At 70.0% G+C, this 25,211-nt stretch carries 20 protein-coding genes and 3 pseudogenes; 9 read left to right on the top strand and 14 right to left on the bottom strand.

Translation table 11 applies throughout. The features are described from left to right. Positions 1–15 precede the first annotated feature (15 nt). Positions 16–324: a DUF4190 domain-containing protein gene (locus tag ACWCPW_RS46160; protein ID WP_449767628.1), complete on the bottom strand. Its 309-nt coding sequence runs from the start codon at positions 322–324 to the stop codon at positions 16–18. Positions 325–1,091: 767 nt separating this feature from the next. After that, positions 1,092–1,841 (bottom strand): class I SAM-dependent methyltransferase, encoded by a 750-nt coding sequence (locus tag ACWCPW_RS46155; RefSeq protein WP_449767645.1) that lies wholly within the window; start codon positions 1,839–1,841, stop codon positions 1,092–1,094. 357 nt (positions 1,842–2,198) lie between these two features. On the opposite strand from ACWCPW_RS46155, the gene ACWCPW_RS46150 reads away from it, so the two are divergent. Further along, positions 2,199–2,834, top strand: coding sequence for a hypothetical protein (locus tag ACWCPW_RS46150; protein WP_449767627.1), 636 nt, complete (start codon positions 2,199–2,201; stop codon positions 2,832–2,834). Between the two features lie 346 nt (positions 2,835–3,180). Here ACWCPW_RS46150 and sigJ read toward each other — a convergent pair whose 3' ends face one another. Next, positions 3,181–4,128: an RNA polymerase sigma factor SigJ gene (gene sigJ, locus ACWCPW_RS46145; protein ID WP_449767626.1), complete on the bottom strand. Its 948-nt coding sequence runs from the start codon at positions 4,126–4,128 to the stop codon at positions 3,181–3,183. Between the two features lie 174 nt (positions 4,129–4,302). On the opposite strand from sigJ, the gene ACWCPW_RS46140 reads away from it, so the two are divergent. Next, entirely contained in the window at positions 4,303–5,292 is a 990-nt protein-coding gene (locus ACWCPW_RS46140) for an NAD(P)H-dependent oxidoreductase (protein WP_449767625.1), read from the top strand. Between the two features lie 1,189 nt (positions 5,293–6,481). On the opposite strand, the gene ACWCPW_RS46135 is transcribed toward ACWCPW_RS46140, so the two are convergent. Further along, a complete protein-coding gene (locus ACWCPW_RS46135; RefSeq protein WP_449767624.1) occupies positions 6,482–6,817 on the bottom strand; it encodes a hypothetical protein in 336 nt (111 codons plus the stop codon). A gap of 648 nt (positions 6,818–7,465) precedes the next feature. On the opposite strand from ACWCPW_RS46135, the gene ACWCPW_RS46130 reads away from it, so the two are divergent. Further along, a complete protein-coding gene (locus ACWCPW_RS46130; protein WP_449767623.1) occupies positions 7,466–8,209 on the top strand; it encodes an SDR family NAD(P)-dependent oxidoreductase in 744 nt (247 codons plus the stop codon). Between the two features lie 520 nt (positions 8,210–8,729). Here ACWCPW_RS46130 and ACWCPW_RS46125 read toward each other — a convergent pair. Both ACWCPW_RS46125 and ACWCPW_RS46120 read right to left on the bottom strand, forming a co-directional pair. Next, positions 8,730–9,215 carry an anthrone oxygenase family protein gene (locus tag ACWCPW_RS46125; RefSeq protein WP_449767622.1) on the bottom strand — a complete coding sequence of 162 codons (486 nt, stop codon included), beginning with the start codon at positions 9,213–9,215 and terminating at the stop codon, positions 8,730–8,732. Positions 9,216–9,220: 5 nt separating this feature from the next. After that, positions 9,221–9,631 carry a nuclear transport factor 2 family protein gene (locus ACWCPW_RS46120; RefSeq protein WP_449767621.1) on the bottom strand — a complete coding sequence of 137 codons (411 nt, stop codon included), beginning with the start codon at positions 9,629–9,631 and terminating at the stop codon, positions 9,221–9,223. Between the two features lie 174 nt (positions 9,632–9,805). Here ACWCPW_RS46120 and ACWCPW_RS46115 point away from each other — a divergent pair, with 174 nt between their 5' ends. Then, the gene (locus tag ACWCPW_RS46115; protein ID WP_449767620.1) at positions 9,806–10,462 is read left to right on the top strand and encodes a TetR/AcrR family transcriptional regulator; all 657 of its coding nucleotides are present in this window, start codon (positions 9,806–9,808) and stop codon (positions 10,460–10,462) included. Positions 10,463–10,752: 290 nt separating this feature from the next. Here the strand turns inward: ACWCPW_RS46115 and ACWCPW_RS46110 are convergent. Continuing rightward, a pseudogene (locus ACWCPW_RS46110) lies at positions 10,753–11,028 on the bottom strand (transposase); the annotation flags it as partial. A gap of 283 nt (positions 11,029–11,311) precedes the next feature. Next, a complete protein-coding gene (locus tag ACWCPW_RS46105; RefSeq protein WP_449767619.1) occupies positions 11,312–11,665 on the bottom strand; it encodes a VOC family protein in 354 nt (117 codons plus the stop codon). Positions 11,666–12,885: 1,220 nt separating this feature from the next. Here ACWCPW_RS46105 and ACWCPW_RS46100 point away from each other — a divergent pair. Further along, entirely contained in the window at positions 12,886–13,407 is a 522-nt protein-coding gene (locus tag ACWCPW_RS46100) for a GNAT family N-acetyltransferase (RefSeq protein WP_449767644.1), read from the top strand. A gap of 593 nt (positions 13,408–14,000) precedes the next feature. Here ACWCPW_RS46100 and ACWCPW_RS46095 read toward each other — a convergent pair. Next, positions 14,001–14,843 (bottom strand): NAD(P)H-binding protein, encoded by an 843-nt coding sequence (locus ACWCPW_RS46095; RefSeq protein WP_449767618.1) that lies wholly within the window; start codon positions 14,841–14,843, stop codon positions 14,001–14,003. Positions 14,844–14,925: 82 nt separating this feature from the next. Between ACWCPW_RS46095 and ACWCPW_RS46090 the strand changes: the two genes are divergently transcribed. After that, positions 14,926–15,711 carry a TetR/AcrR family transcriptional regulator gene (locus ACWCPW_RS46090; RefSeq protein WP_449767617.1) on the top strand — a complete coding sequence of 262 codons (786 nt, stop codon included), beginning with the start codon at positions 14,926–14,928 and terminating at the stop codon, positions 15,709–15,711. On the opposite strand, the gene ACWCPW_RS46085 is transcribed toward ACWCPW_RS46090, so the two are convergent. Next, the gene (locus ACWCPW_RS46085) at positions 15,650–16,078 is read right to left on the bottom strand and encodes a hypothetical protein (RefSeq protein WP_449767616.1); all 429 of its coding nucleotides are present in this window, start codon (positions 16,076–16,078) and stop codon (positions 15,650–15,652) included. The genes ACWCPW_RS46090 and ACWCPW_RS46085 overlap by 62 nt on opposite strands. 12 nt (positions 16,079–16,090) lie before the next feature. Continuing rightward, positions 16,091–17,357: pseudogene (locus ACWCPW_RS46080) on the bottom strand (IS701 family transposase); the annotation flags it as partial. A gap of 398 nt (positions 17,358–17,755) precedes the next feature. Between ACWCPW_RS46080 and ACWCPW_RS46075 the strand changes: the two are divergent. Continuing rightward, positions 17,756–18,352, top strand: coding sequence for a hypothetical protein (locus tag ACWCPW_RS46075; protein WP_449767615.1), 597 nt, complete (start codon positions 17,756–17,758; stop codon positions 18,350–18,352). A gap of 215 nt (positions 18,353–18,567) precedes the next feature. Beyond that, positions 18,568–19,965: a hypothetical protein gene (locus ACWCPW_RS46070; RefSeq protein ID WP_449767648.1), complete on the top strand. Its 1,398-nt coding sequence runs from the start codon at positions 18,568–18,570 to the stop codon at positions 19,963–19,965. 147 nt (positions 19,966–20,112) lie between these two features. Here the strand turns inward: ACWCPW_RS46070 and ACWCPW_RS46065 are convergent. Both ACWCPW_RS46065 and ACWCPW_RS46060 read right to left on the bottom strand, forming a co-directional pair. Continuing rightward, positions 20,113–20,349 (bottom strand): annotated as a pseudogene (locus ACWCPW_RS46065) (transposase); the annotation flags it as partial. A 309-nt stretch (positions 20,350–20,658) separates the two neighbouring features. After that, on the bottom strand, positions 20,659–21,507 hold the full coding sequence (locus ACWCPW_RS46060; RefSeq protein WP_449767614.1) for a LysR family transcriptional regulator: 849 nt from the start codon (positions 21,505–21,507) through the stop codon (positions 20,659–20,661). 95 nt (positions 21,508–21,602) lie between these two features. Here ACWCPW_RS46060 and ACWCPW_RS46055 point away from each other — a divergent pair, with 95 nt between their 5' ends. Next, the gene (locus ACWCPW_RS46055; protein ID WP_449767613.1) at positions 21,603–22,334 is read left to right on the top strand and encodes an SDR family NAD(P)-dependent oxidoreductase; all 732 of its coding nucleotides are present in this window, start codon (positions 21,603–21,605) and stop codon (positions 22,332–22,334) included. A 1,002-nt stretch (positions 22,335–23,336) separates the two neighbouring features. On the opposite strand, the gene ACWCPW_RS46050 is transcribed toward ACWCPW_RS46055, so the two are convergent. Then, a complete protein-coding gene (locus ACWCPW_RS46050; protein ID WP_449767612.1) occupies positions 23,337–24,962 on the bottom strand; it encodes a serine/threonine-protein kinase in 1,626 nt (541 codons plus the stop codon). Positions 24,963–25,211 lie beyond the last annotated feature (249 nt).

Below are 25,211 nucleotides of genomic sequence, written 5' to 3'. Positions count from 1 at the left end.
CAAACCGCAGAGCGGTCAGCCGTAGTTGAAGTAGAAGCTGCCGCCGCTGTTCGCTGCCGCTATCAGAAGGACCACGAACAGTAGGACGTCCACGACACCCAGCACGATCGCGGCGATCGACATGCCCCGCCCACCCGCGCCCGTTCGGCTGCGCCGCAGCCCGACCGTACCGAAGATCACGGCGAGCGGACCAAGGATGATGTTGAAAAGGAACACGCCCACAACCCCACACACCAGACCCGCCACCGCGAGACCGTTGGTGCCGGTGCGAGCGCCCGATGCCGCCCGACCCGTGCGTTCGTAGGAACCGCCATAGCCCGTCATGTCGACGCCCTTCCCGTACTGATCGATTGTCGTGCCTGCCTGACCGGCGCCTGCCCCGACCCACGATTCCCATGCCGACGACGACCGATATCCAGCGCGTGAACAGCGACGACCGCGATACGAACTCCCTTGCGGGAGTGCCCAATACACACGTCCAAGAGAGTGGCGACGGGCGCCCCGAGGGTCCCGGGAGCCTGCGGGCGGCGGGCTGTCGAGCGTGCGCCCGAATGCTCGTCGAACCGACCCACGAGCGTGCCTGCGGCCGGGCGCGGCGCGGCGAAGAGTGCCCGGCGCGGAGTGCCTTGGTCCCGAGCGGGCCACACTCGGTTTCAGGGCGGAGACGCCCGACGGGCCGGGCCGTCGGGCGTCTCCGCCCTGAAACCGAGCCCGGTGACCATCCACGCCGTCAGGGCGAGGGTCGCGGCGATCTGGGCAACGGGGGTGGCAGGGACACGTGCATGCGGAGCCTCCGGAGCGGGAGGGTGCAGAAGGGGTGCGCCCGCGCCGCGGCGGCGGCCGGCCGGCGCCGATGTCGGGCCCGCCGGCTTCGTCGTCCTCGACGGCGAAGGACCGGACGCTTCCCGGAACAGCCGACACGTTCCATCGGAGGCCGCCGTGGCTGTCGGCCCGGAGGAAAACCACAAGGCCCTACCGATGGGCGGAGGTTCGCCGTCGCCGAACGAGGCGCCGCAACGCGAGCATGAGCGGCGCCCGGAGGCCGGCGCGGCTGGCATCCCGGCCCCCGGACCCGCTTGAGAAAGAGGCGATCAACCGGCGGCTTGGAGCCGGACGTGCAGGTCGGTGGCATGGGCGGGCACGGGCTTGCCGTGCCGATCGGTGACTGCGGTCACGGCCAGGCCGGCGGCCGTGGCCAGGTCCCCGAACACGTCGTGGGGATACCAATGCAAGACCCACGGACGCTCCACGACGCTGGTTTCAGAGCCGTCGTGGCGTTCGTAACGGAGCAGCGCCGTCTGTGTCCGGGCCTGCTCGTCACGCTGCTCAGCGACGACGGACACCCGGAGTTCGACGCCGTCGGGTGCGGTGGCCGTACGGACGTGGCCGATCTGTTCGGCCGGGGTCGGTACGGGGTTGAACAGCGGCACCAGGACGGTGCCCTCATCAGCGAGGTGGGCACGAATACGGCGCAAGGCTGCCAGGGCGGTGGCATCGTCGGGGAGCAGTGTGAAGGTCGGCCCGGCGAGGAAGATCGCCCGGTAGCGGCGAGGCAGGTCCAGTGCCTCCATACGCTGATGAAACACAGTGACGGGGATACCCAGATCATCTGCCCGGTGTCGGAGGCGCTCCAGCATGTCCGCGGACGAGTCGACGCCTTCGACCTCCAGGCCACGTCGGCGCAGTTCGAGCAGAGGGTCACCGTCCCCGCATCCCAGCTCCAACGCCGGCACGCCGGCTTGCCGAACGAAAGCCGCATACGGCTCGGGGTCCTGGGAGAAGGACTTCAGCGGTCCATAGAGCTCTGCGACGATGCCAGTGTAGAAGTCAGCCGGGTCCACGCCCGTCACCCTATGCACGCTCATCCCGTGCGGTCACTCGAATATCGAGACCGAGTCGCCCCTCACGAGCCCTGGTGTTGCTGAAACCCGCCGACACTGCTGCGGCTGAGCCCCTCAAACGTTCTCGGAACTCACCATCATGCGTTGCTGCTTCCCCCGACACCATCACATGGACCCTCCGACGTGATCGACCGACGAGGGCACGGCGCCCCCGGGACGGCGCCCGTGGACGGCGCCCATCCCCCGCGTGCCTCGCCCTGCCGAGGCCCGCGCCACCGAGAGGAACACGGGTCCCACCCGCTCTCGGCCTCGACCGCCCTGGACGCGCACCTGACAAAACGGCTCGACCCCACCGGCATGACGGCCGGGCGCCACGAGGAGTTGATCACCCTGGTCGTGGAGGTGATCGCCGACGAGGTGCCGCGCTACATCGCCGAGCAGTACCGGTCCCGAAGCCCACGCGATGTTGACAGTGCCCTTTGGCATCATTCCTGCATGGATCTCCACCTCGCACCACCCACCGGCGTCGGCCCGCTCCACATCGGCATGACCCGGCAGGACGCCAACACCGCGCTGGACTCGCTCCGAGACCTCTCCGCGATCTCGGAATCAGACCGGTCGGGACAGCACATCTTCCGTCCGAGCGGACTGATGGTCAGCATCCACTGCATGCGGGACGTGCTCCAGGCGGTCGAGCTCGCACGCCCGACGGCCACGACGGACCGGGTGGTCTTCCACGACGTGGACGTCTTCGCCCTACCGGCCCGCGAGGTGGTTGCCCGCATGCGCGAACACACCACGATCGAGGCTGATCAGGAGGACCCCGCTTCGTTCATCGCCCCCGACCTCCTGCTGAGCTTCTGGCGTGCGTTCGAAGCCGACGACGACCCGGACGAAGAACAGGGCCACTACTTCACCACGGTCCTCCTGGCCCGACCCGGCTACTACGACACCCCCGCCGAAGCCGAGGAACGGCTCCGCCGGAACTCGTAGTCTCCTGATCACCCCACCCCGCGGCGTTCCCTCCCTCCGTGGGAGCGAACCTGCCGTTCTCCATCACCCCGGCCTTCAGCCATTCTTCGATTGCCCGGCGCGCCGGGAACCCTCCGATGGCGTTCAGCAGGCATCAGGCATCAGGCATCAGGCATCAGGCGATCGTGGTTGATGCGGTCGAACGCGCTGGACAGGTCCGCATCCAGGACCCAGAGCTTCCTCGCGCCCTTGCGGGACAGGGTCCGGCCGGAGCTTGCACGCCGAAGGCACGGCGTTCCGCACGATCGTCGACACGCTGGGATCGGCAACTTCCCCCACCAGCCGGGACTTTGAACCGGTCGTGTGGTCAGCCCGCCGTCCACGGGTGGAGTTTGTCGGGGTTGCGCACCGCCCAGATGCGCGTGATCCGGTCGTCCGCGACGTCGAACGCGTACACCGCCACGATGACGCCCTCGTGCTCGATCACCAGACCGGCCCGGCCGTTGACCGTGCGTTCCAGGACCATCAGGCCGCCGGATGCCCGGACGGCGAGGTCCGCGAGGTACCGCGCGATCCCCTCGCCGCCCTCGATCGGGCGGAGCGCGGCGGCGACCACGCCGCCGCCGTCCGCCGTGAAGGTGGCGCCGGGGGCGAGGAGGCCGACGAGGGCGTTGATGTCCTGTGCGTCCCACGCCCGCTTGAAGTCCGCGACGAGGCCCGCCTGGTGCGCCGCCGGGGCCTCGGGGGGTCGGGAGGTTCGTACGCGGCGCCGGGCGGAGGAGGCCAGTTCGCGGCACGCCGCCGGGGTGCGGCCGGTGATGTCGGCGATCTCGGCGAACGAGAAGCCGAAGACGTCGTGCAGGATGAGCGCGACGCGCTGGGCCGGGGTCATGGTTTCGAGGATGACGAGAAACGCCATGCTCACCGACTCGTCCAGGGTGACCCGGTCGGCCGGGTCCGCGGGGTCGGTCGCGGCGGTACCCGGGCGCCCGCTGATCCAGTCGGTCCGCTCGGGCAGCGGCTCCGGGATCCATTCGCCCACGTAGCGCTCGCGCCGCACACGCGCCGAGCCGAGGAGGTCCAGGCACACGCGGGTGGCGACCGTCGTCAGCCAGGCGCCGGGCGAGTCGATGGCGTCCTGCCGTTGTCTGGACATGGCGTACCAGCGGGTGTAGGTCTCCTGGACCGCGTCCTCGGCCTCGGCCAGGGAACCGAGGAGCCGGTAGGCGAGACCGATCAGCCGCCGCCGCTCGCTGATGATCGCGCCCAAGCCCGCGTCGGACTCGTCGTGCCGTGATGCCGCGTGATCGGTCATGGTTTCGGTGGCTCCCCAAGTTCGGATCGTCCCTCGCCGGTCCGACGAGACAGCACGTCCGATTGTCAGGTTCGCGACTCCCCCTGACGTTCCGCGGGGCCGCGTCGTCGTACTGCTCACAGACACCACCGGCCCGGAGAGCCCGGCGCGGGTAGGACACCTCGGGAGACAGCGATGACCAGGATCGGAATACTCATCGGCAGCACCCGCCCCGGCCGCAAGGGCGACCAGGTCGCCCGGTGGGTCCACGAGCGGGCGGCCCGCCGCGGCGACGCCGAATTCGAGGTGATCGACCTGCTCGACCACCCGCTGCCGCACCTGGACGAGCCGCTGCCCGCGCTCGCCGGGCGGTATCGGCACGGGCACACCCGGGCATGGGCGGACACCATCGCCCGCTTCGACGGATTCGTCATGGTCACCCCGGAGTACAACGCCTCCATCCCCGGTGTCCTCAAGAACGCCATCGACTACCTGTACGCGGAGTGGACCCACAAGGCCGTCGCGTTCGTCTCCTACGGCGGTGGGGGCGGCACCCGCGCGGCCCGGCAGTTGCGGACACTGTGCGAGCTGCTGCAAATGGCTGCCGTGGCCCCGCAGGTCTCGCTGTCCCTGCACACCGACTTCGAGGACCACGCGACACTCGCCCCGGGCGCCCACCACGTCAGCGCCCTGGACACACTGCTGGACCACGTCGTCGCCCACAGCACGGAAGGACGGACGGCCACGCCCACACAGCGCGAGACGGACGAAGCCGCGATCCGCCGCCACATCGGCCGGATCATCGACGCGATCCGGGCCAAGGACCTCGAGGGTCTGAGGCGGCTCTACTCCACGGACGTCGTGTCCTTCGACATCGATCCGCCGCTCCAACACGTGGGGGTCGACGCGAAACTCGAGAACTGGGCCAACGTGTTCACCTTCTTCCAGGATGTGACCTACGAGGTGCGCCACCTGACGCCCACAGTCGGCGAAGACGTGGCGTTCACGCACGCCTTCGGCCGCCTCGGCGGCACGCTGCCCGACGGGACGGCGCTGGCCGGCATGTGGGTCCGGGTCACCTTCTGCTTCCGGAAGATCGACGGCGACTGGCTGATCACACACGACCAAGTCTCCGTGCCGCTGGACATGCCGGGCGGCAAGGGGGTCGTCGACCTCGAACCGTGACGCCGGCGGACCCGCCGGCTCCCGGGCCGGACCGCGGGCAAACGTGAGACCGGCGTCCGATCCCTTCCTCTCGACGAACTCCGCCTCGTGCGCGGCATGTTGGTACCCGTGCTCGAACGCGCCGCCGATAGTGGGGACTCACGGTGACTGGTCTGCGGCTGGTCGCGGCCCGGCTCTCGGCCCTGTTGGGCAACCTCGCGTTCCACCTCGCCGACCGCACCGGCGCCCGCACCCACCTGGGCGCCGCCGCTCCCCTCGCCGAGCACTGCGGGGAGGGCGGTCTGCGCGCGTGGACCTGTGGCGCCGCGGCCACGTCGCCCGCGCCGACGACCGCCACGACAGCGCGCTCGCGCCTGCCGAGCACGGCCTCGACCTTGCCACCACTCCCCTGCGACACGCGCAACTCCTGTCCTGGGCCCTCGCGCCGCCCCTCGCGGCCCTCGGACACGCCGACGACGCACGACGCGTGCTCACCCACGCCGAAACCGCCCTGGACGCAGCGCCGGTCGCGACCCAGGCGCGGTTCGGGGTTCGGGGTTCGGGGTTCGGAGTTCGACCACGCCGCATACGTCCTGCACGCCACCGAACCCCACATCACCCTCCGGCAGGGCAACCGGGCGGGCGAGCACGCCCGCGCATCCACAGCCACCGCCGCGTACGCGTCACCAGGCTGGGCAGGCCGCCACCGCCGTCCCGGCCCTCGCCGAAGCCCCTGCCGCGCCCGGGGACGCCGCCGCCCGCGCCCACGATCTCCTCGATCACATCCCCACCCAACACCTGCGCGCGCAACCACCCGCGAGCGCCTCGACCGCCTGGCCCGGGTCCTGCCCAGCGACGGACGCACCAGCGACGAACTCCGTGAACGCCTGAGGGCGTTGCCGCCGACCGTCGACGCCCACGGACGACCGTCCATGCCGTGACAACGCCGCGAACTCGCCCAGGCCGAACACGCAGGCCACGCCGCCGTGACCAAGGGCACCCTCGACGACGCCAGGGAACTCCTCGCCTGTTTCGACGACCTCGACCCCACCCCCCATCCGCCTCTCCGACCGCTGACCCACCGGCTGCGCCCCACCCGTGGCCGGCGTCCACGAAGGCTGGAGAGCGTGGCCGGGCGCCCCGCTTCCGCATCAGGCGTTCGTGGCCACACGCGTACACCAGCCGTCGGCGGCCGGCGAGCGCTGCGGTCTCACCGGCCAACAGCGTTGTCCACGTGACCGGTTCGTAGGGCGAATCCCAGTCTCGGCACATGTGCCGGTGCGGCGCAGGGCGGCCGGGGGCAGCACGCCTTCAGGGGTCGGCCCTCGAGGACTCCCAGGAGCGCGGTGGTGTTCGCGTCGGCGCACCACCACTCGGCCGAAGTGTCGAGGGTGTCGGGGCGCGTGGGCTTGCGCCGGCACACCGCGCACGACTGGTCCAGCGGCACGACCGGGTCGCCGTGCCGCAGGAGGCATTGCCCACTGCCCGCGCCCAACTCCCCCGTGACCTCGGTGTCCTCGCGCAGCCGGCCCGAGTCCAGGCGCACGACGGTGGCATGGCCACCGAGCCGGTCCACCACAGGTCGGCGGTGAGGCCCGTCTCCGCGGCCACGACCACGACCGAGGCGTCGTCAGTCATCCGTCCTGATGCTGCTCCGCTCCTGGGCGCCGGCGTAGTCGGCGACCAGGGCCGGGTCGGCGGCGTGGATCAGCAGCGTCCCGTCCGCGGTCACGTTCGCCGCGAGGTCGGGGGTCGAAGCAGTGCTCGGACAGCGGTCGCGCCGCCCCGGCGGTGGGGGCGGTGAGGATGCGGTCGAGGATCAACGGTCGGTTCACAGGTGACTCGCCTCGGTGGCGCCGGTATCGGCCCCGCCTTTTGGGCGCGGTGCCCCGGATCCCCAGTGCACCGCGCGGCACGTCGGGCCGGGGAGCGCGCGGCCAACAACGTCAGCCGCATCGGCGGCCTCATCCGTGCCGGATTCGGAGGAACCCACAGCGGCGAGAGCACGGACGCGAACGCCGGAAACACCCCAGGACGGCCAACCCCGGCGCGGACCGACGCCGAAGCCGGGGACCCTTTTCCGGTCGGCCTGTGCGTCCGCCGTGCCAACGCGAGGTCCGAATGTCGCCAGACTCCCGGCTCGGGACCCACGAGCATCGACATGTCCGCGAACGCAACACAGAGACGAGCGAACATGACTGCGGTGCTTGAGGGCAAGGTTGCATTCGTGACCGGCGGTAGCAGGGGAATCGGAGAGGCGATCGCGCTCAGGCTGGCCGAGGACGGAGCCGACATCGCGCTGACCTATCAGTACAACGCCGAGCGCGCGGCGGACGTGGTGGACCGGATCAAGGCACTGGGCCGCCGGGCCCGGGCGGTGCGGGCCGACAGCGCGGACCCGACGGCCGTGCGCGAGGCGGTGGATCGGGCCGCCGCCGAGTTCGGCCGGCTCGACATACTGGTCAACAACGCGGGCATCGGCGTCCTGGGCCCCGTCGAGGAACTGTCCCGGGCGGACATCGACCGCGTGCTCGACGTCAACGTGCGGGCGCCCTTCGTCGCGTCCCAGGCCGCGATCCGGCACATGACCGACGGAGGCCGCATCATCAACATCGGAAGCTGCATGGCCGAGCGCTCCGCGTTCTCCGGCGGCTCCCTGTACACGACGAGCAAGACCGCCCTGACCGGCCTGACGAAATCCCTCGCCCGCGAACTGGGCCCCAGAGGCATCACCGCCAACCTGATCCACCCCGGGCCCATCGAGACCGACATGAACCCCTCCCACGGCCCGGGCGCCGACACCCAGAAGAACCTCACCGCCCTCGGCCACTACGGGCAACCCTCCGACGTCGCCGCGACCGTCGCCCACCTCGCCAGCGAGGCCGGCCGGTACATCACCGGCGCCGCCATCGCCGTGGACGGAGGCTTCGCCGCCTGAACCGGGGGCGGCCGGCCGCACCACGCCGCCGGCCACCCCCGGACAGCCGCGACACCGGCCCGCTGATGCCCGACGCGCAGAGCGCCCGGCCGACCGGCACGACATCGGCCGCCTGCTCACCCGACCCGGCGAACAGTCGCCTATTCGGTCGGGTGGCCGGGGGGGAATCCCACCCCCCGCTCCCGCGGAACCGTGCGCAACAGTCCCCCGTTACACGGCTCTTGCCACCCTGATCATCTCGGATTGGCGAGCCACGCCAGTGGGCGAAGACCCGAGGGTACTGGCTGGTGACGCGCTGCCGGCACGCCTGGGCTTCCGGTACGTCTTGAGCCGTTCGGGCGGGCCATCCAGGTGTCGAACGCGTAGTGGAGGAACAGGTTCGCCGGCACGGGGGCGAGACCACGCATTCCTGCGGGGTACCACGATCCCGGTTCGCGATGGTTGCGTCGGGCGGCCGTACCGGCGCTTGCGGCCACCGCTTCGCCGTACGACCCGTCACCAACCCCCGTGGGTCATACGCCTATGCCGTTGCCTTCGATTCGGGTGCCGTGTGGTGCGGACGCAGAGCCAGGAGGATGAGCAGGAAGAAGGCGACGAAGGCGGTGCCCGTGCGGGCGTAGTTGAAGGCTTCCCAGCGCGCCAGGATCTCCGCGTGGTCGGAGGGAGCCGTGGTGAGGGCCCACTGTTTGATCCTGCCGTTGATGGGGACGTTGCCGAACCGGGTGATCAGGAAGGACGTCAGGACCAGCAGTGCCGCTCCACCGGCAAGCCGCCGTGCGGCGCCCCGGGTCATGACGGCCAAGGCTGTCGCACTGAGCGCCGAAGCGGCCATGGCTCCCTGCACGGTGATGCCGTTCATCTTCATCAGCTCGGCGTGGAAGGAGAGTCTCGTCTCCAGCGGTACGGCGTTGAACGTAGGGACCAGGTTGGCTGCTCCGTAGCCGAAGGCGCCCGCGAGGGCGCCGGTGGACAAGAGAGCGATTGCCTGGGTGACTCGGATGCGCATCCGTGCTACTTCCCGTGCTGTGGTTCGGGCAAGTCGATGGTCCGGGTGAGCTGTTCGGCCCATCGAAGCAGGCCATCGGCGGTGAACTCCGCGAACATGTGCACTCTTGTGGTGACCGGTCCGCGCTTGCGCATGAGTGCGTGGATCGTGAACCGGGCGGCGATGCGGTTGCCGTCGGCCAGCGCCTCGTGCACGTCGAACCGGAATTCGGTCAGGTTCCTGCGCACAGGGCCGAGGTGCGCGACGAGCCGGTCCCAGTCGAGTCGTACGCCGTCGGCGATCTGTACGACGTCCCGGGTGTAGTACCGCGCCATGAGAGCGGCGGGGTCCTGCGACCCGTGGACGGCGGCCTCGGTGAAGGACGTGAAGAAGTCGGCGACGAACTGCTCGGGTGTCCTGGTTTCCAAAGGCTTCATGGCGCTCCGGCCGGACCGGCGGGTCTCCCCGCTACTATCACTTACATCGATGTAAGATATGCGGGACCATCAGCTTTGACAAGGTTGTAAGATTTGACTGCCTCGCAACGCCCCGACGATCCCTCCGCCGGACCGCGTCGCCGCCGGGCCGACGCGGAACGGAGCCGGGAGGCCGTGCTCGATGCCGCGATCCGACTCCTCGCCGAACGTCCCGACGCGGGCATGGCGGCCATCGCCGCGGCAGCCGGTGTCACCCGGCAGACCGTGTACGCCCACTTCGGCACCCGCGACGCGCTCGTGGAATGCGTCGGCGACCGTGTCACCCGGGAGGCCATGGCGATGATGGACGCGGCCGAGGTCGAGGACGGGCCCGCCGTCGAGGCACTTCTGCGGCTCCAGGAGATCGGCTGGCAACTGTTCGAACGGCATCCCGTCCTGCTCCAACTCGGCAACGCCCCCGAACGCGCCGAAGCCGACCGGGCCCGCCACGAGCCCGTCACGCCCCGACTGATCAGGTTGATCGAGAAGGGGCAAGCCGCAGGGGAGTTCGACCCCGATCAACCCGCCACCTGGCTGGTCGCGGCCGTGATCGCCCTGGGACACGCCGCCGGTGACGAAGTCGGAGCCGGCCGCATGAGCGTGGACGAAGCCGCGATCCACCTCCGCGCCGCCACGCTCCGCCTGCTTCGGGCGCAGCCGCGCGAGAACGGACGGCCCTCGGAGCGTCCTCCCACCGAGCGCCCCCTACGGAGCGTCCTCCTGCGGGCTGAAGGCCCGTGCGCCCCGCGACCACCGCCCGGACGGCTCCGCGGCACGCCGACCACCCCGTGACGGCCGAGGACCGTCGGGCCCTCGACGCCGACTCGGAGAAGGGCCGGACGCCACACGGCCGTCCGGCGTGCGGGACGGCGAGGGAGCAGTGCTGGAGCGGTGAAAAATGTGTCCCGATCCGCGCAACAGCGCGCGGTCTACGGCCGGACATGAGCACCTCCCCGGCCGGCACCTTCGCAGCTACCCGTCGCCCCGATCTGCGCGCGAGGCCCTCGTCGTACCGCCCGTCCTGGCCCAGGCACACGGCCGGGTTCGCGTGCGAGACCGGCAACTCCCGCCAGGTCGCGGTATGGGAGGAAGCTGCCGGTTGGGACCTTGGGGATCGCCGAGTCCAGGTCCCCGGCCCGCGTGGTCGGCACCCTCTCCCGGTGCCCGTTGCGCCGGGTCGTCCGGGTCTCGGCGTGCTCGCCGGGCTCGCCGGGCTCCGCACCGATGTGGGCGGTGGCCTCGGCTTCGATGAGTTCCTGCGGGATCCGCCGGGCCGGGACCCGCACCGACTCGATGGCGTCCGCCGTACGCGGTGACTCCGCCAACCGGAGTGGGTCATGCCGACGAGACAAGGCCATCGCGTCACCTCTCAACGAGCGGCACTACTCGGGGAGTTGCGCGATGGCCGCCCCATGACCAGGGGCTGTACCGCGATCACCGGTACACACTCGGCGCGACACCATCCGGTGGTTCGTAGGTCGTCCGGGCCGAGCCGCGCGTCGTCGACGCACCAGCCGGAGCCACGCACGGAGACCACGGTCGGAGCGCCCGGCGCAGCCGGGTCGGCGAGCAGCGGCCGGGGCAGTTGCGGGTGGGCGAAAAACGTCCGGCGCTTCCGCCCGAACGGCTGCCCGGTCCGGCTCAGCTCTTCCGTTCACCCAGGACACAGAATTCGTTGTCCTCCGGGTCGAGGAGGGTCACCCAGTGCTGTTCGTCCTGCCCGGTGTCGGCGCGCCGGGCACCGAGGGAGAGCAGCCGGGCGACCTCGGCCTCCTGGTCTTCGGGGCGGAAGTCGGGGTGGAGCCGGTTCTTCGACGTCTTGCCCTCGGGGACGGGCACGAAGAGCAGCCCCGGCATCCGGTCCGGCTCGGGCCGGATCTCGATGATCTCCTCGGATTCGTCGACCACTACCCAGCCGAGGGCCTCGGCCCACCAGTGCCCGAGGCCGATGGGGTCGGAGGAGTCGACGATGATCTGTTCCCATTCGAGTGCCATGGGCGTGAGCATAAACAGGGTCGGCCGGCTGCCGGGGCTGGGGGTAGGTACCGTCGACCGCCGGTCCGGTGCGCGAATCGTATCCGCGCAGAGCGGTGTGGTAGCGCGATGTGGTAGCAGCAAGTCGTGAGAAGTGATCGCTGCTACACCGCTCCAGAGGACACCACCCCGCCGCAAGACGCACGGCCTCCGCAACAACGGCTCCGCTTCCGCGACGCGCCGGTCCAGGAGCAGTGCGAGTCCACTCCTGTACAGCGCCCCCGCGTCGCCACCGGTACGCCCCCGCCACCGATCCGCCAACCGCCCCAGCCGAGTTGCCCCCTCACGCCCGCACACGATCCGCTCGGATGACCGCACGGCAGCCCCACTCGCCTTACCACTCGGTACCTCGCGTTCGAACGCCGAAGCCGCCGGTCGCATATCCCGGCCCGGATCATCGGCAGTCAGGAGCGCATCCGCTCCAGGAGGTCAGCGACGTCCGCGCCCCGGGCCGTACGCGTGCAAGAACCGGCCCCACCCGGTCGTGGACGAAACCGTCCCTGGCCTCCACCGGTATCCGTACGACCACGCCCGCAATCCCCAACCGGCCCACTGCAGTTCCGCCTCCGGGTCGTCAGCGTCCACCCATACCGACCGCTCCCGAATCCCGACGCACCGGCGCGAGCTCGACGACCGGTCGCACACGACCCATCTGCCTCACCACGTCACCCGCCCGACACGGAACGGGACGAGACGGTCGCGGAGCCACGCCGCCACGCCGACGTGATGGTCGAAGACGTCGACGGCCTGTCGGGCCACAATCTCCTACGCGCGAACGTGACCGGGATCGCCGTGCGCTCGGCCTCCGCGTGAGACCCCATCCATCGCATGCGGTCGGCACAGTGAGCGGACGGTTTCCGGACCACGGCCTCCACGTCGACTGCGACCTCTCCGACGCCGAGGCCCTGGGAGGGCCCGCCGGGTCTGCCTGATTTCGCAAGCGGCGCCCGGGCGTTGCCGGTTCACGTGACAACGAGAGCGGATCGTCCCGTCGTCTCGTCGCCGGTCGCAGCGACTACCGTGCGCCGGCGGCGGGACGCGAAGCCCTGTCGTGGCTCACCGAGTTCCGGCGAGGACGCGTCGCCGTTCGCGGGGAGCGACGGCCCGCCGCGCTGCGCCCCGGATGGGCCGGCACGATCTCCAGCGGAGAAATACGTTGCCCCGCAGGCGCTTCGGACGGGATCCTCACGGCCGTGACCACCACACACGACACCCCCGGGCCCACCGTCGTTGTACCCGTCGGGGTGCGGGACCTTCTGCTCCGGGATCTACCCGAGTGCGCCTGGTCGGGCAGCGCCACCCATCTGCGGCACGTGGAGCGGGAGTTGGTGCGTGCGGCGGCCGGGGAGGTGGACTACCTGGCCGTGTGCGCCAGGGGCGACCTGCCGGTAGCGATCGGCGGTATCGACTACCGGGTTCGCGAGGGGGCCGGAACCCTGTGGCAGTTCGCCGTGCACCCGGCACTTCGGTCTTGTGGCCTGGGAACGTTGCTGATCCGATCCGCCGAACAAAGGATCGAAAGCCGCGGCCTGCACAGGGCCGAACTCGCGGTGGAAGAGGACAACCCGCGAGCTCGTGCCCTGTATGAGCGATTGGGCTATGTCGCGTACGGCCGTGCCCCGGACGCCTGGGACGAGGAGGGCCCCGAGGGGTCGATCCGTCGCCACGAGACGATGTGCGTCCTCATGCGAAGGGAGCTTTGAGCCCCCGTTCGTCGACGGATGCCCGGGGCGACCGGGCCGCCGACCGCCGACCCTGCGGGCACGGACCGGTCCGAGTGCCGGCGCAGCTGTTGTCGACGCTCGTGTGGGTGATGAGCGCGGTGACACGGGGACGCCGGGTGCGTGGCACGTCACGTGCGGAACTCCCGCGACCTGTCGGAACTCCCGAAGCGACGGTCGGCGTAGAGACCGGATCGGGCCGGGCCGGCAGTCCGGCACCGGGTCCCGTGGGACTCCCCGAAATCCGTATCCCGAACCCCGACCCGGTGACGCCGAGCCCGCAGCCCGCGCACCGATGCACGCCCTGTGCGCGCAGAACGTGCACCGGGGCGATCCGGGCTACCTGGCCCGGCTGAGGCAAAGCGAATACACGCCGAACCTGCACGGGCCGGCTCTTACGGAACTGTACGGCCACCCTGGCCCCGTGGTCACCGGCCGGCACCGCCGGCGCCGCACCCCGCATCGATACGGCGCCTGCCTCGGCGGCGCCGTCCGTCGATGACGCCACGCTTCGCGGCGACCTCGCGGAAACCGACCACCGGACCGGTCCACCCGAACCGGCTCGAGTTCGCCTCCTACCGGAAGTCCTCCGCCCGGTCCCGCGCCCACTGCGCGAAAGTCCGAGCCGGCCTGCCCGTCACGGACTCGGCAGTGGGCAGTGGACCCAGCACCGACGGATCGAAGTCCGCGTTGTCCGAAGGATCCACGGGATTGCCGTCATAGTCGGTGAAACCCAACATGAAGTCGGCGGCTTCGGCGGCGAAGCCGCCCATCGCCCGGTAGACCTCGCGGGCCTGCAGCGGGGTCAACTCCTCGAACCGGATCTCCTCGCCGAGCGCGTCGGCGATTGCCTTCACCTGGTCACGCAGGCTGATCAGGCCGGGACCGTTGATGTCGTAGGCCTTTCCGGTGTGGCCGTCCTCCAGCAACGCCTGGATCACCACATCGGCGATGTCCTGCTCGTGCACCGGGAACCACCCGCTGTCCGGGTTGGTGTCCCGCACCACGCGTTCGGCGCGGATGGACGGGCCCCAGAGCGCGAGTTTGTTCGCCGCGAACTCGCCGGGCCGGATGTGCGTCCACTCCAGACCGGACCGTTCGACGGCCTCTTCCACGGGCGGGTGGAACGTCGTGTCGAGGCCGCCGGTCACCGCGCCGGACGACAGCACGACGATCCGCCGGACGCCTGCCTGCTTCGCGGCCTCGACCACCTTGTCGGCCGTGGACGGTTCCGGGAAGAGGAACATCCTGTCCACCCCGGCCAGCACCGGCCCGAGTTCCTCGGGCCGGGTGAGGTCGCCCTGCATCACGTCCACTCCGGCGGGCGCTTTTCGGGGATCCCTCGTCATCACCCTGACCTGGACGTCCCGCAGCCCGGCCGTGACCAGCCGACCCACGGTGCCCGTCGCGCCCGTCACCAGTACTCGCACCTTGCACCCCTTTTCCGTATGCCCTACGGATAAAGATTACCATACACTCTACGGAAAATAAGGAGGCGCGATGGAACGCAGTGGCGGAGGCGATCCCCGCGAGACCCTGCGTCTGCTGTGGCAGCAAGAAAAGGCCAGGTCAGGCCGTGGCAGGCCACCCAAGGTCACGCTGTCCGGAATCATCGCCGCGGCGATCTCGGTGGCCGACCGGGACGGCATCGACGCCATGACCATGGACAGGGTCGCCGCCGTCCTCGGCGTCGGGACGATGACGCCGTACACGCACGTCCCCGGCAAGGCCGAACTGATCGACCTCATGGTCGACGCGGCCTGGCAGTCCCTGGACCTCTCCGATTCCGGCTCGTGGCGCGCTCAGGTCACGCACTACGCCCACCAGACCGTCGCCCTGTACGTCCGGCACCCGTGGCTGCGCGCCGTATCCACCGTCCGCCCTCCCCTGGGCCCGGGCCTGTTCGCCCGGCAGAACCACCTGTTGGCGGCACTGTCCCGAACGGACCTGTCGCCGCCCGAGGTGTCGGCCGCGGTCGACGCGATCGTCACCTTCGTCGACGCCGCCGCGGCAGCCCAGGCCGAACACGTGCGGGCCTCCGCCGTGAGCGGCGAGTCCGAGGACGACTGGTGGTCCGCCCGCCAGGTCTTCTGGGACGAGGTCTTCGACCCGGCCCGCTACCCCGCCATCGCCCGTTCGTGGGCCGACGGCGGCTTCGACCGCAACGCCGCCCAGGCCAGGGCAAACGCCTTCGACTTCGGCCTGCGCGCCCTGCTCGACGGCATCACCGCGATGGCCTCCGCCGAGGAACGTCGATACGACCTTCGGCGTGGAAGGCACGACTGACCAGGACGTCGGGCGGAGTGGTGGGTGCCGAACGGCCCAACTCGCCTGCTGTTTCCGGGGTCTCGGGGGCAGGGCGGTGTTCGAGGTGGCGGCAGAGGATCTCGGCGACCGGGAACGCGCGCCACTCGCGGCGCCCATTCGTGTCCGGGACGAGGCGTACGGCGGTTGCTCCGGCGAGGCGTTCGCGGAACGTACGCCGCCCGGGTGGGGCGTAGGCGGGCAGGTCGGACAGGCCGGCGCCGAGGCGGGCGGCGGGGTCGTCGCAGACCTCGTCCGGATCGGCGTCGTCCGAATCCACCAGCCCGCCCGTGACCTCGGCCGGGTCGAGCAGCGCCACGAACATCGGCCGCCACGGTCGAGTGCCCACCGACAGCCGCACCTACCGGTGGATTGTTGGTTCGGGAGATACAGGTGCAGGCCATGGCCTGCACCGACCGAGTTCATCAGGGCCTGTAACCGGGTGGGTGGGGGCGCGTTCGACCATGCCCGCCAGTAGCGTTGCGGCACGATCCAGGGGGTCGTCCAGGCGCGGACGGCCCGGAACGCCCGGGGCCGGGACGGCGGCGGGGGCGGCGGGGTGGTTTCGGGTCCCCTCTCTCCGGCGTCGTCGCGGGGCTGCGGCGCCGGGGTGTTCGTCGGCTCCCGTTCGGTGAACCAGGCCTCCCAACAGAACGAGAACGCGCAGTTCACCAGGGTTTGATGGCGACGGATCGCCGTGTCGGAGCGGACTTGGAAGTCGGGCCAGCCGAGTTCGCCCTTCACCTGCCTGTAACTCTGTTCAATCCAATGACGGATCCCGTGGATGCGGACCATCTCCGTCGGGTCGGCTGCGGGATGCGGGCTTTCGTCCTCGCGTGGCCCGCCCGGGCGGGGCAGGTTGGTGGCGAGATACCAGGTGGCCTTGGCCGGCAGGGTCGCCGGGTCGGCGGTCGCCACCACCAGTCGGGTCGTTCCGTCCGGGCCCCACCACCCGAGTGTCGCGTCGGCGGCCCACCACGTCTCGGTGTGGCCGTCACGGAAGGTGCGGGGCACCGCGTGCCAGTCGCCGGGATCCCGTGGTCCGCCCCAGGCCGGGACGCGGGCGGCGTCGACGGGAGAGTGGGCCTGGTCGGCGCGTGCCCGGATCCCGTGCCGCGGTCTCAACGCCATCACGAACGGCACTACGAGGTGGGCGAGTTCACAGCGGAAGCCGTCCTGGTCGCCGTACGCGCAGTCCGCGGCAACCGCCCGGAAGGACACGCCCGCGTGCTTTGCCTCACGGGCCAGCGGTTCCGGTTTGCAGTTTCGTGCGGAACCCGGGGTCGTCCTTCCCCTTCGCGAAGTGATGGGCCGGCGTGTAGGGGACGGCGTGCAGTGGATGGTGGAGGCGCTCGTCCGCCCAACAGGTGGTCACCGTGACGACGCCGCGGTCGATCCTCCCGACGGATCCCGGGTACTGCTTGCCCACGTGCGCGGTCGCCGTCCCGTCCTTGCGGTCGCGCACGTCGGAATCGTCGATCCCAGACCCCGCCCGCGTGCGGCGCGGTCGCCGGATCCGCGAGCAACAACTCCACGCGGCGGGTGTCGACCCGCTCGTGGTCCCAGGTCGACTCGAACAGGAAGAACCGGAGCCGCTGCACCGCCGGGTGTTGCGCGCCGACCACTGGCGAGCACGTGCAGCCCGAAGCCGGCACCGGCGTCGGCAGCCCGCCGGCAGTACGGCAGCCGGGTAGCGGCGGCCCCGTCCGTCGCGCGGATCGGGCACCGCGTCCAGCCGGCGCAGGTCGGCGGCGCATGGCGTCACGCCACACACGATCGACACGAACCGGACAACTCCCCTTCTGCAATGACCCTGGGTCCGATAGGAAGCCCATCCGTGGTGTCATGGGCAAGTTGGTGGAACATACCTGATAACCGTATTTGACAGCGCTTGTCGGCTGCAGTTTGACCAATTTGTCGGAAGGTCTGGGCACAATCAGATTCGGCTATGATTTACGGACCCAGCTCGGCCGGTAGGCTCAGGCTGGGTTTCCTGTGGATTAATCTCCGAGGAGTGGCGGATGTCGTGGCTGATCACTTCCTGAAACAGCCGGACGAGTCGGCGAGCAAGGACAGCGCGGCTCGTTATGTGGAAGTCCGGTGTGCCGGGCGGCGTCTGCGCGCCAAGACACCCGATGGGCTTCTCGGGCTCCTCATCGAGAGCTACGGGGACTGCACCGATGACGCGCAGCGATTGAGTGCTCGGCTGGATTATGCCTGCCGGGCCCGGGTGGATATCCAGTCGCTGCTGATGGCCGGGGAGATGTTCGAGTACAGCACGCCGGACGAGTCCCGGGTCCTGCGCGACCGCGGACCTGCTCCGGAGCCGCCGCCTGTGTGGCACTGTGCGACACCGCTCGTTCTTGTGGCTTCCTTTTACGAGCCTGCGGGGGGGTTGTCCCGGCCGCGCACGTCGGAACCCGGCCAGGTCTGGTGGATCGATCCCTCGACGGCCTCTTCCCTGCTCGTTGCCCTGCACGAAGTGCGCTGGCTGGACATTATCCGGCCCGGCGGAATGCAGCCGCAGGATCGTGGGCCGTATCGGCACCAGGGGAAGAACGGATCGGCCGGATTCTGGCGTCGCCGTTTCCCCGAGATGCCACGCCGCCGGCCTCCGCCCTAAGGCCCTGCTCCCGGCCGGAGACCGTCTCACGCCATCCGGGTGCGAAGCCTGAAGACGTTCGCCGGAATGCGGCGACCGTACGGCGAGTCCGGCCTCCGGACCATGGTGGCCGCGTGTAAATAGATGGACGCTCGATGAACCATCCATATTTTTGGTGAAAAGTTTTGGGGCCTGAAAGCCGACGCTTCTCGTCACTTCGCGATGCGCATGAGTTCATGAAGACCGAGGTCGATCGCCCGGTCGAACCCTGTGAGATCACGCTCGACAACGGGTTCAAGTTGGACATGCATCCACACTTCTTTGACGATGGCACGTTCACCAACTCGTACGACCTGAACTGGGCGCCTGAAGACGCCCGGGCGGCGATGCGCATCACGCCACGTCCAGAAAGCATGCTCGTTCACGCTCCAGGTGTTTCAGCCAGCACCTCGGCGACTTTCTTCACCTTTCTGGATGAAGCATCCGCTATTCCCCGGCAGGCCAGCCTCAATCTCATCATCAGTGAAGGCCGAATTCTCGGTATGCCCGTGGTTGATCGGGAGGCCCTCTACATCCGTGACGGAGAGCTCGCGATGGACCACATAGCGGCAAGTGGCGAGTTATCGCTCAACGGAAGGACGCTGACCTGGGCAGGTAGTAGGACCGACCGAGATGCGCAGAGTCATGTGTATGGGAACGGCAACATCAGGGTCACCCTGAGACGAGACCCCAAGACCGGTAGCAAAAGGTGCCTGGACGAAAGCTCGCGTTTCACCCCCGTCATGCCCGCCGCAGAATCACGGTCGGACGTCGGATTCATGGCTTCGGAGGATGGCACGTTCACATCCGTGGCCGTCGCTCCGCAGGGCGGGATGGACATTTTCGCCCATGACCTTGTGGTCCGATGCCCGGAAGAGCACGTCAACCGGAAGGGAGAAAACCGCCTCGCCATCAAGAGTATCGGCTCCTTACGGGCGGATAACCTGCCCGAGTTTGCGGTCTCCTCTGGGCCTTCGCTGAAGACACCGGATTTTTTCGCTCATCCCATAAACCAGGATCCGTCGTTGGGCACCAGGCCCGTCTTCACGGACCTGCAGGCGATCAGGATGGTGGTCTACGGCGGGCTCGACGATCGTACGCACATCCGACTTTTCGACGGGCGGCCGGGCTCTTCGACCTTTCCGGGAGTGACACCCGCCCAGACGCGCGACATCATAACGGCCGACATCGGGTTCCACTGGGGCGCCCATGTGGATGGGGGTGGGAGCGCCAGGATATCCATCGTCAAAGACGGTGTTCTACGGAGTTTTGGAAATCGTCAATATCTGAAATGGCCACGGCCGGGTCAAGATTACTTCCTTTGGGAACGAGAGCCTCCAGGTCGTGATATTCCCACCCGTTTTGAATTGACGGGGCCGGGCAGGGCGCGCGAACCACGAGACCTGGATGTCGGGAAATATCTAGGGCCAGTAGCGGATCTTCGGAGGCAACTCGGCGGAGGATCTCCGCGTCATCGAGCGAATCCGGAAAGCGCCCCCTCGCATCCCTCCGCAGGGCGGGAAAATCTGCGCAATCCCCATGGGGCCCCCACCAGGAGACCCACCGAAAGGGACAGGGGCATTGGGTATTCGTGATCCGAGTACGCCTTGCCGGCGCGGAGTTTGACGGGCCGTCGACGACGCGGTCCACGACGGGACCGCACGGCCGGTATTCCGCGCACCAAGTGCTTGAGCGCCAGGATGTCGTTGGTGTTTGCTGCGGACACCCCGACCGTCGGGGGGGAGATGCCGCCACTCGCAGCCGCTGGTCAACACGTACACCACGGCGGTGAAGACCGCCCGCTCGTCCACCGGCGCGGTTCCGCCGCCCTGCGGACGCGGCCTGAACGGCGGCAGCAAGGGCGTCACCAGATCCCACAGTTCGCCAGGAACCAACCGCTGCGACGGACACCGGCCTCGTCCATCCCCACCGCGCGGTAACGCACCCGATGGTCGACCGGATCGAGTTCGAACCCGCACGCGTCCTCGTCCCCCACTGCTCGAGCCGCACGGTGCGCGTCTGCGGAGTGAACGGCGCCTCGACCACGTGCTCCCACTACCCGTCCGACGCGGGTGGGGCGTCGTGAACCTCGGTGTCGGCCCGATGCGGCCGGTGTGCACGCCGGTGGTCAGGGACAGATACCCCTCCACGGCGGCGTCGCACAGGCCGTTGACGTGCGCCGCCCGGCTCGCACCGACCTGCCCCGCCCGGCTCGCACCGACCTGCGCCGGTCGGCGGTTTCGAGCCGGGACACGATAGCTGGAACCCGGCCGGGCATGCCGGAGCCACTAGAGACGTGTCGCGGTCCGGACAAGGTCGGCGACGGCTCTGGACCGGCTGTGCGGTGGCCAGGCGATCACGGTGGTGACCGGGGGCGCGTCCAGCACGGGCACGGCGGCGAGGTCACCGTGCAGTTGGGCTCGGCACGACTCCGGTGAGACCGCGCACGCCCGGCCGAGCGCGACGAGCTGCAACAACTGTGCGTGGTCGCGCACTTGTGGGCCGGGGCCGGGCGGGTAGGTGCCGTCGGGGGCGGGCCAGCGTGGCAGGGGCAGGCCCGGCAGCCCGGTGATGTCGGCCATGTGCACATGGGCCCGGGCAGTGAGCGGATGCCCGGCCGGCAGGACCGCGACCTGGCCCTCCGTGCTGAGCTCTTCGGTGTGGAACCCGGCTGCCGAGTCGAACGGCCGGTGCAGCAGCGCCACGTCGGCCCGGCCTTCGCGCAGGAGTCGTTGCTGCTCGGCCGGGCCGCACAGGATGACGTCGACGGGGACCGCGTCGGGTTCGGCGGCGTACGCGTCGAGCAGTTTCGCCAGCAGCTCGCTGGACGCGCTGGCCTTCGTGACCAGGGCCAGGCCGGGACGGCCGGTCACGGAAAGGGCTGCGCGTCGGGTCCGGCGCTCGGCGGCGTCGACCGCGTCGAGCGCCGCCCGGCCCTCGACCAACAGCACCGAGCCGGCCTCGGTCAGCGTGACGGTGCGGCTGGTCCGATCCAACAATGCTGCCCCGAGTCGGCGTTCGAGCTGCTGTATGGCCCGTGACAAGGGCGGCTGCGCGATCCCGAGCCGCTGCGCGGCGCGCCCGAAGTGCAGTTCCTCGGCGACAGCGACGAAATATCGCAGTTCCCTGGTCTCCATTTCGCCACGATACTCGGGATCAATACCCTGACGGTATCGCCGGCCACCTGATCGGTCTTGGACCGCGGTCGGGGTCCGAGAGCAGCATGGTCCCCATGAGCGAACGGACGATTGCGCTGGTCACCGGCGCGAACAAGGGAATCGGCTACGAGATCGCCATGGGCCTGGGCGCCCTCGGCTGGAGCGTCGGCGTCGGCGCTCGCGACGATCGGCGCCGTGAGGGCGCGGTAGAGAGACTGCGCGCGGCCGGCGTCGACGCGTTCGGCATACCGCTGGACGTGACCGACGACGCGAGCGCCACCGCCGCCGCGCGGCTGATCGAGGAACGGGCCGGGCGTCTCGACGTGCTCGTCAACAACGCCGCCATCACCGGCGGCATGCCGCAGGAGCCCACCCGGGTCGATCCCGCCACCATCCGGGCGGCCGTGGAGACGAACGTGATCGGCGTCATTCGCGTCACCAACGCGATGATGCCGCTGCTGCGCCGATCCGCCTCGCCACGGATCGTGAACATGTCCAGCAGCGTCGGCTCCCTCACCCGGCAGTCGGGAACCGCCGCCGAGCAGACGACGGGCCCGGTGGCCGTGGCGTACGCGCCGTCGAAGACCTTCCTGAACGCCGTCACCCTCCAGTACGCGCGGGAGCTGAGCGGCACGAACATCCTGATCAACGTCGGCTGTCCCGGCTACGTCGCGACCGACCTCAACGGCTTCCGCGGCGTGCGCACCCCCGAACAGGGCGCGGCGATCGCCATCAACCTCGCGACCCTTCCTGACGACGGCCCCACCGGCAAGTTCTTCGACGACGCCGGCGTAGTGCCCTGGTGACGTACACGGCGGTCATCGACCGCCGGGTGAGCCGGCTTCGCCCGCCACGAACAGGTCTATCGACACCGGTTCCCCTCGCCTGCTCCGGGCAGGCTCCGCTGTTTCGAGCTGATACCAGTCCTGGGTGACCATCCAGGACTGGTATCCCGGAAGACCCCGGCGAGACCGTCCGGCTGTCCCCGCGTAGTGCGGAAGTCGCCGAGAAGTCGGTAGAGCGTGATCACAGTTGCGGCGTCGGCGGGGGCCTGCCCTCTCTCGGCAGAGTCGCCTTCGTGCCCCTGGGTGAGCACCACCCGCACCCGTCCGCGCATCCGTTGGCGCGCGTCGACCCACTCGGGCCAGGTGGCGACCGCGTCGAAGCGGCGATCGTCGCGACACGTCCGGCCGTTCGTGACTCCAAGCGCCCGTCGGGCCCGTCCTGGCGTTCCCGACCGGCGCGCGGACGTCCTTTCGCCGAAGGCCTGGCCGCGCGGGACCAGGCGAGGCCGTCGGTCCACTTCGCGGCTCGGCCCTCGAACGGGCCGCGCCGGAGCTTGCGTTGACGCATCGCCATCGGTCGCGACGACCGGGGTCGGCGGTGCCCGACGGGAGGTCTCCTCGGCCTCCGCGTCGAGCATCTGCCGCCGCGGGGTCCGACGCGCGGCCACGCCCAATCGGCCGGCAGCCGTACGCCGGGGTTTACCTGATCGGGGCGTGGAGGACGGACGAGCAGCGACGCGATGCCCTGGACACCGCGCGCCCAAAGGCGGGTTGCGATAGATCAGCTGCGGGACCCGCACTCACGCCCCGTCCGCGTTCCGCCGACGGGGCCGATGCACGCTCCGATCGGATCCGGTGCATCGGACGCGACACCTCCCGATTCACGGCGCATTGCCTGTATGCGAACGTTGCGCCACGCGAGGCCGGCGTCGTAAAGGCCCTGCGGGACGTCGGGTCGGGCGTGCGTCGATCCCAGTCGAGGCACGTGGCCTCGAGGGCGCGGTGGAAGTGCGGGTCGGTGGCCTAATGAGCCGTGGTCTTCCTGGTGGTGTCGCGGTAGATGAACGTGGCGATGGTCAGGGCCGCCGTCACGTAGAAGAGCCGCAGCGCGAGGTAGGTCGGATCAAAGTCGCGGTCGGCGTCGGGGGCCGCGTGCAGCCGCAGGAGGCAGCCCGCCGCGAGCACCGCTCCCGCGTAGCCCGCCAGCCGCGTGCGCAGGCCGAAGCCCGGGACGAGCACCGCCGTCGCCACCAGGGTCGTCGCCAGTCCGACGAAGACGCCGACGCTCGTGAGGCCGTCACCGGCGACGGCCTCCATGACGCTCCAATAGCCTTTCGAGTCCAAGTAGGCGGGCTGGAACAAGGTGATGGCGAACAGCGTGACCAGCATCGCCGGGGCGGCGAGCCGTTCCTGTGGCAGTGCGGTCCCGCTGCGGGTACGGACATCGCGGCGGATGTACGTGGCGACGCCGGCGGCCGTCGTCAGGTAGAAGAGCCACATTCCGGAGCGGATCGCTTTCTGCTCCTCGTCGTCGAGGTCGTAGTAGGGCGGGTTGGACGAGCCCAGCCACAGGAGGCAGCCCACGGCGAGTGCCGCTCCCGCGTAGCCCGCCAGCCGCGTGCGCGCGCCGGAGCCCGGGACGAGCACCACTGTCGTGACCAGGGTCGTCGCCAATCCGACGAAGGCGCCGGTCTTGACGAGGCCACCGCCGCCGAAAGCCTCCTTGACCGTCCATTGCCCGTCTTGGTCGTCGATCCAGGCCTCGCCCGTCCCCGAGAACGTGTAGGCGGGCAGGAACAGGGAGATCGCGAACAGCGTGAGCAGTACCGCCGGCGGAAGGAAGCGTTCCAACGCGTCGTGTCGCACCGGGTCGCGCGACCTCACCGGCTCCGCGGGCGTCCGCAGCAGTTCGGCGCACTCGGCGGCGGTGGGTCGCTGGTCGGGACGGGGCGAGGTCATGCGGGTGAGCAGGGGCAGCAGATGCCCGGGGGCGGCGGTCTGGACCTGTGCGGTGAGTTGTTCGGCGGGCAGGCGGTGGCCGGTGAGTTTCTCGACCAGGACCAGGCCGAGCGCGTACACGTCCGAGGCCGGCGTGGCGGGATGGCCCTGAAGCTGTTCGGGGGCCATGTAGGCGGGGGTGCCGAAGGCCCTCCCCGGGGCGGTGATGGTGCGGGTGAGGGAGGCGTCGTCGCGGGCGATGCCGAAGTCCATCAGCACCACGCGCCCGTCCGGGCAGATCATGATGTTGGCGGGCTTGACGTCGCGATGCAGGATCCTCGCCGCGTGCACGTGCGCGAGCGCGTCCGCCAGGCGCGCGCCGGTCTCGACGACCGAGTCCACCTGTGCGGTCTCCCAGGTCGAGCCGTGCAGCTTCTCCATCACGAGGTAGGGCAGGGGCCCGCCGTCGTGGTCGATCGTCCCGGCGTCGTGGACGGTGACGATGCCCGCGTGATGGAGCGAGGCGAGGGTCCGGGCCTCGCGGGCGAACCGCGTTGCGGCTTCCGGGTACTGCATCACGCCGGTGACGAACTTGACGGCGACCCTTCGGTCGAGCGTCAGGTCCAGCGCTTCCCAGACTTCCCCCAATCCACCTCTTCCCAGGACGTGTTCCACGCGATAGCGGCCCCCGATGATCGTGCCCCCGTGCACCCGATCTCCTCCACAAGACGTCGTGCTGCCTGCTCAACCGATGTGCGGGCCAACCTAGTTGAGGCGACTGCCACAGGTATCCGCCCTCGGCCTCCGGTGAGGGATACGTACGGCAACGGCCTCGTCGGGCGCGGTTCGGCCGGGCCGTCGGACAACGCGGTGGTGCCGGAGGCGCCGCCGTCGATCGGGTCGCAGACCGTCGCCTACGTGGGCCCGGCGATCCGGCGCGCGTGCGAGGCGGTCCGCGAC

The sequence above is a fragment of the Embleya sp. NPDC001921 genome, assembly GCF_053594475.1.
The sequence above is the reverse complement of the archived record's forward strand: the minus strand, read 5'-3'. Positions and strand labels throughout refer to the sequence as shown.

Bases quoted from the DNA above. Each gene is read 5' to 3' on its own strand.
- ACWCPW_RS46160 (WP_449767628.1), bottom strand. From the start codon at position 324: ATGACGGGCTATGGCGGTTCCTACGAACGCACGGGTCGGGCGGCATCG.
- ACWCPW_RS46150 (WP_449767627.1), top strand. From the start codon at position 2,199: ATGACGGCCGGGCGCCACGAGGAGTTGATCACCCTGGTCGTGGAGGTG.
- sigJ (WP_449767626.1), bottom strand. From the start codon at position 4,128: ATGACCGATCACGCGGCATCACGGCACGACGAGTCCGACGCGGGCTTG.
- ACWCPW_RS46140 (WP_449767625.1), top strand. From the start codon at position 4,303: ATGACCAGGATCGGAATACTCATCGGCAGCACCCGCCCCGGCCGCAAG.
- ACWCPW_RS46130 (WP_449767623.1), top strand. From the start codon at position 7,466: ATGACTGCGGTGCTTGAGGGCAAGGTTGCATTCGTGACCGGCGGTAGC.
- ACWCPW_RS46125 (WP_449767622.1), bottom strand. From the start codon at position 9,215: ATGCGCATCCGAGTCACCCAGGCAATCGCTCTCTTGTCCACCGGCGCC.
- ACWCPW_RS46120 (WP_449767621.1), bottom strand. From the start codon at position 9,631: ATGAAGCCTTTGGAAACCAGGACACCCGAGCAGTTCGTCGCCGACTTC.
- ACWCPW_RS46105 (WP_449767619.1), bottom strand. From the start codon at position 11,665: ATGGCACTCGAATGGGAACAGATCATCGTCGACTCCTCCGACCCCATC.
- ACWCPW_RS46090 (WP_449767617.1), top strand. From the start codon at position 14,926: ATGGAACGCAGTGGCGGAGGCGATCCCCGCGAGACCCTGCGTCTGCTG.
- ACWCPW_RS46070 (WP_449767648.1), top strand. From the start codon at position 18,568: ATGAAGACCGAGGTCGATCGCCCGGTCGAACCCTGTGAGATCACGCTC.
- ACWCPW_RS46060 (WP_449767614.1), bottom strand. From the start codon at position 21,507: ATGGAGACCAGGGAACTGCGATATTTCGTCGCTGTCGCCGAGGAACTG.
- ACWCPW_RS46055 (WP_449767613.1), top strand. From the start codon at position 21,603: ATGAGCGAACGGACGATTGCGCTGGTCACCGGCGCGAACAAGGGAATC.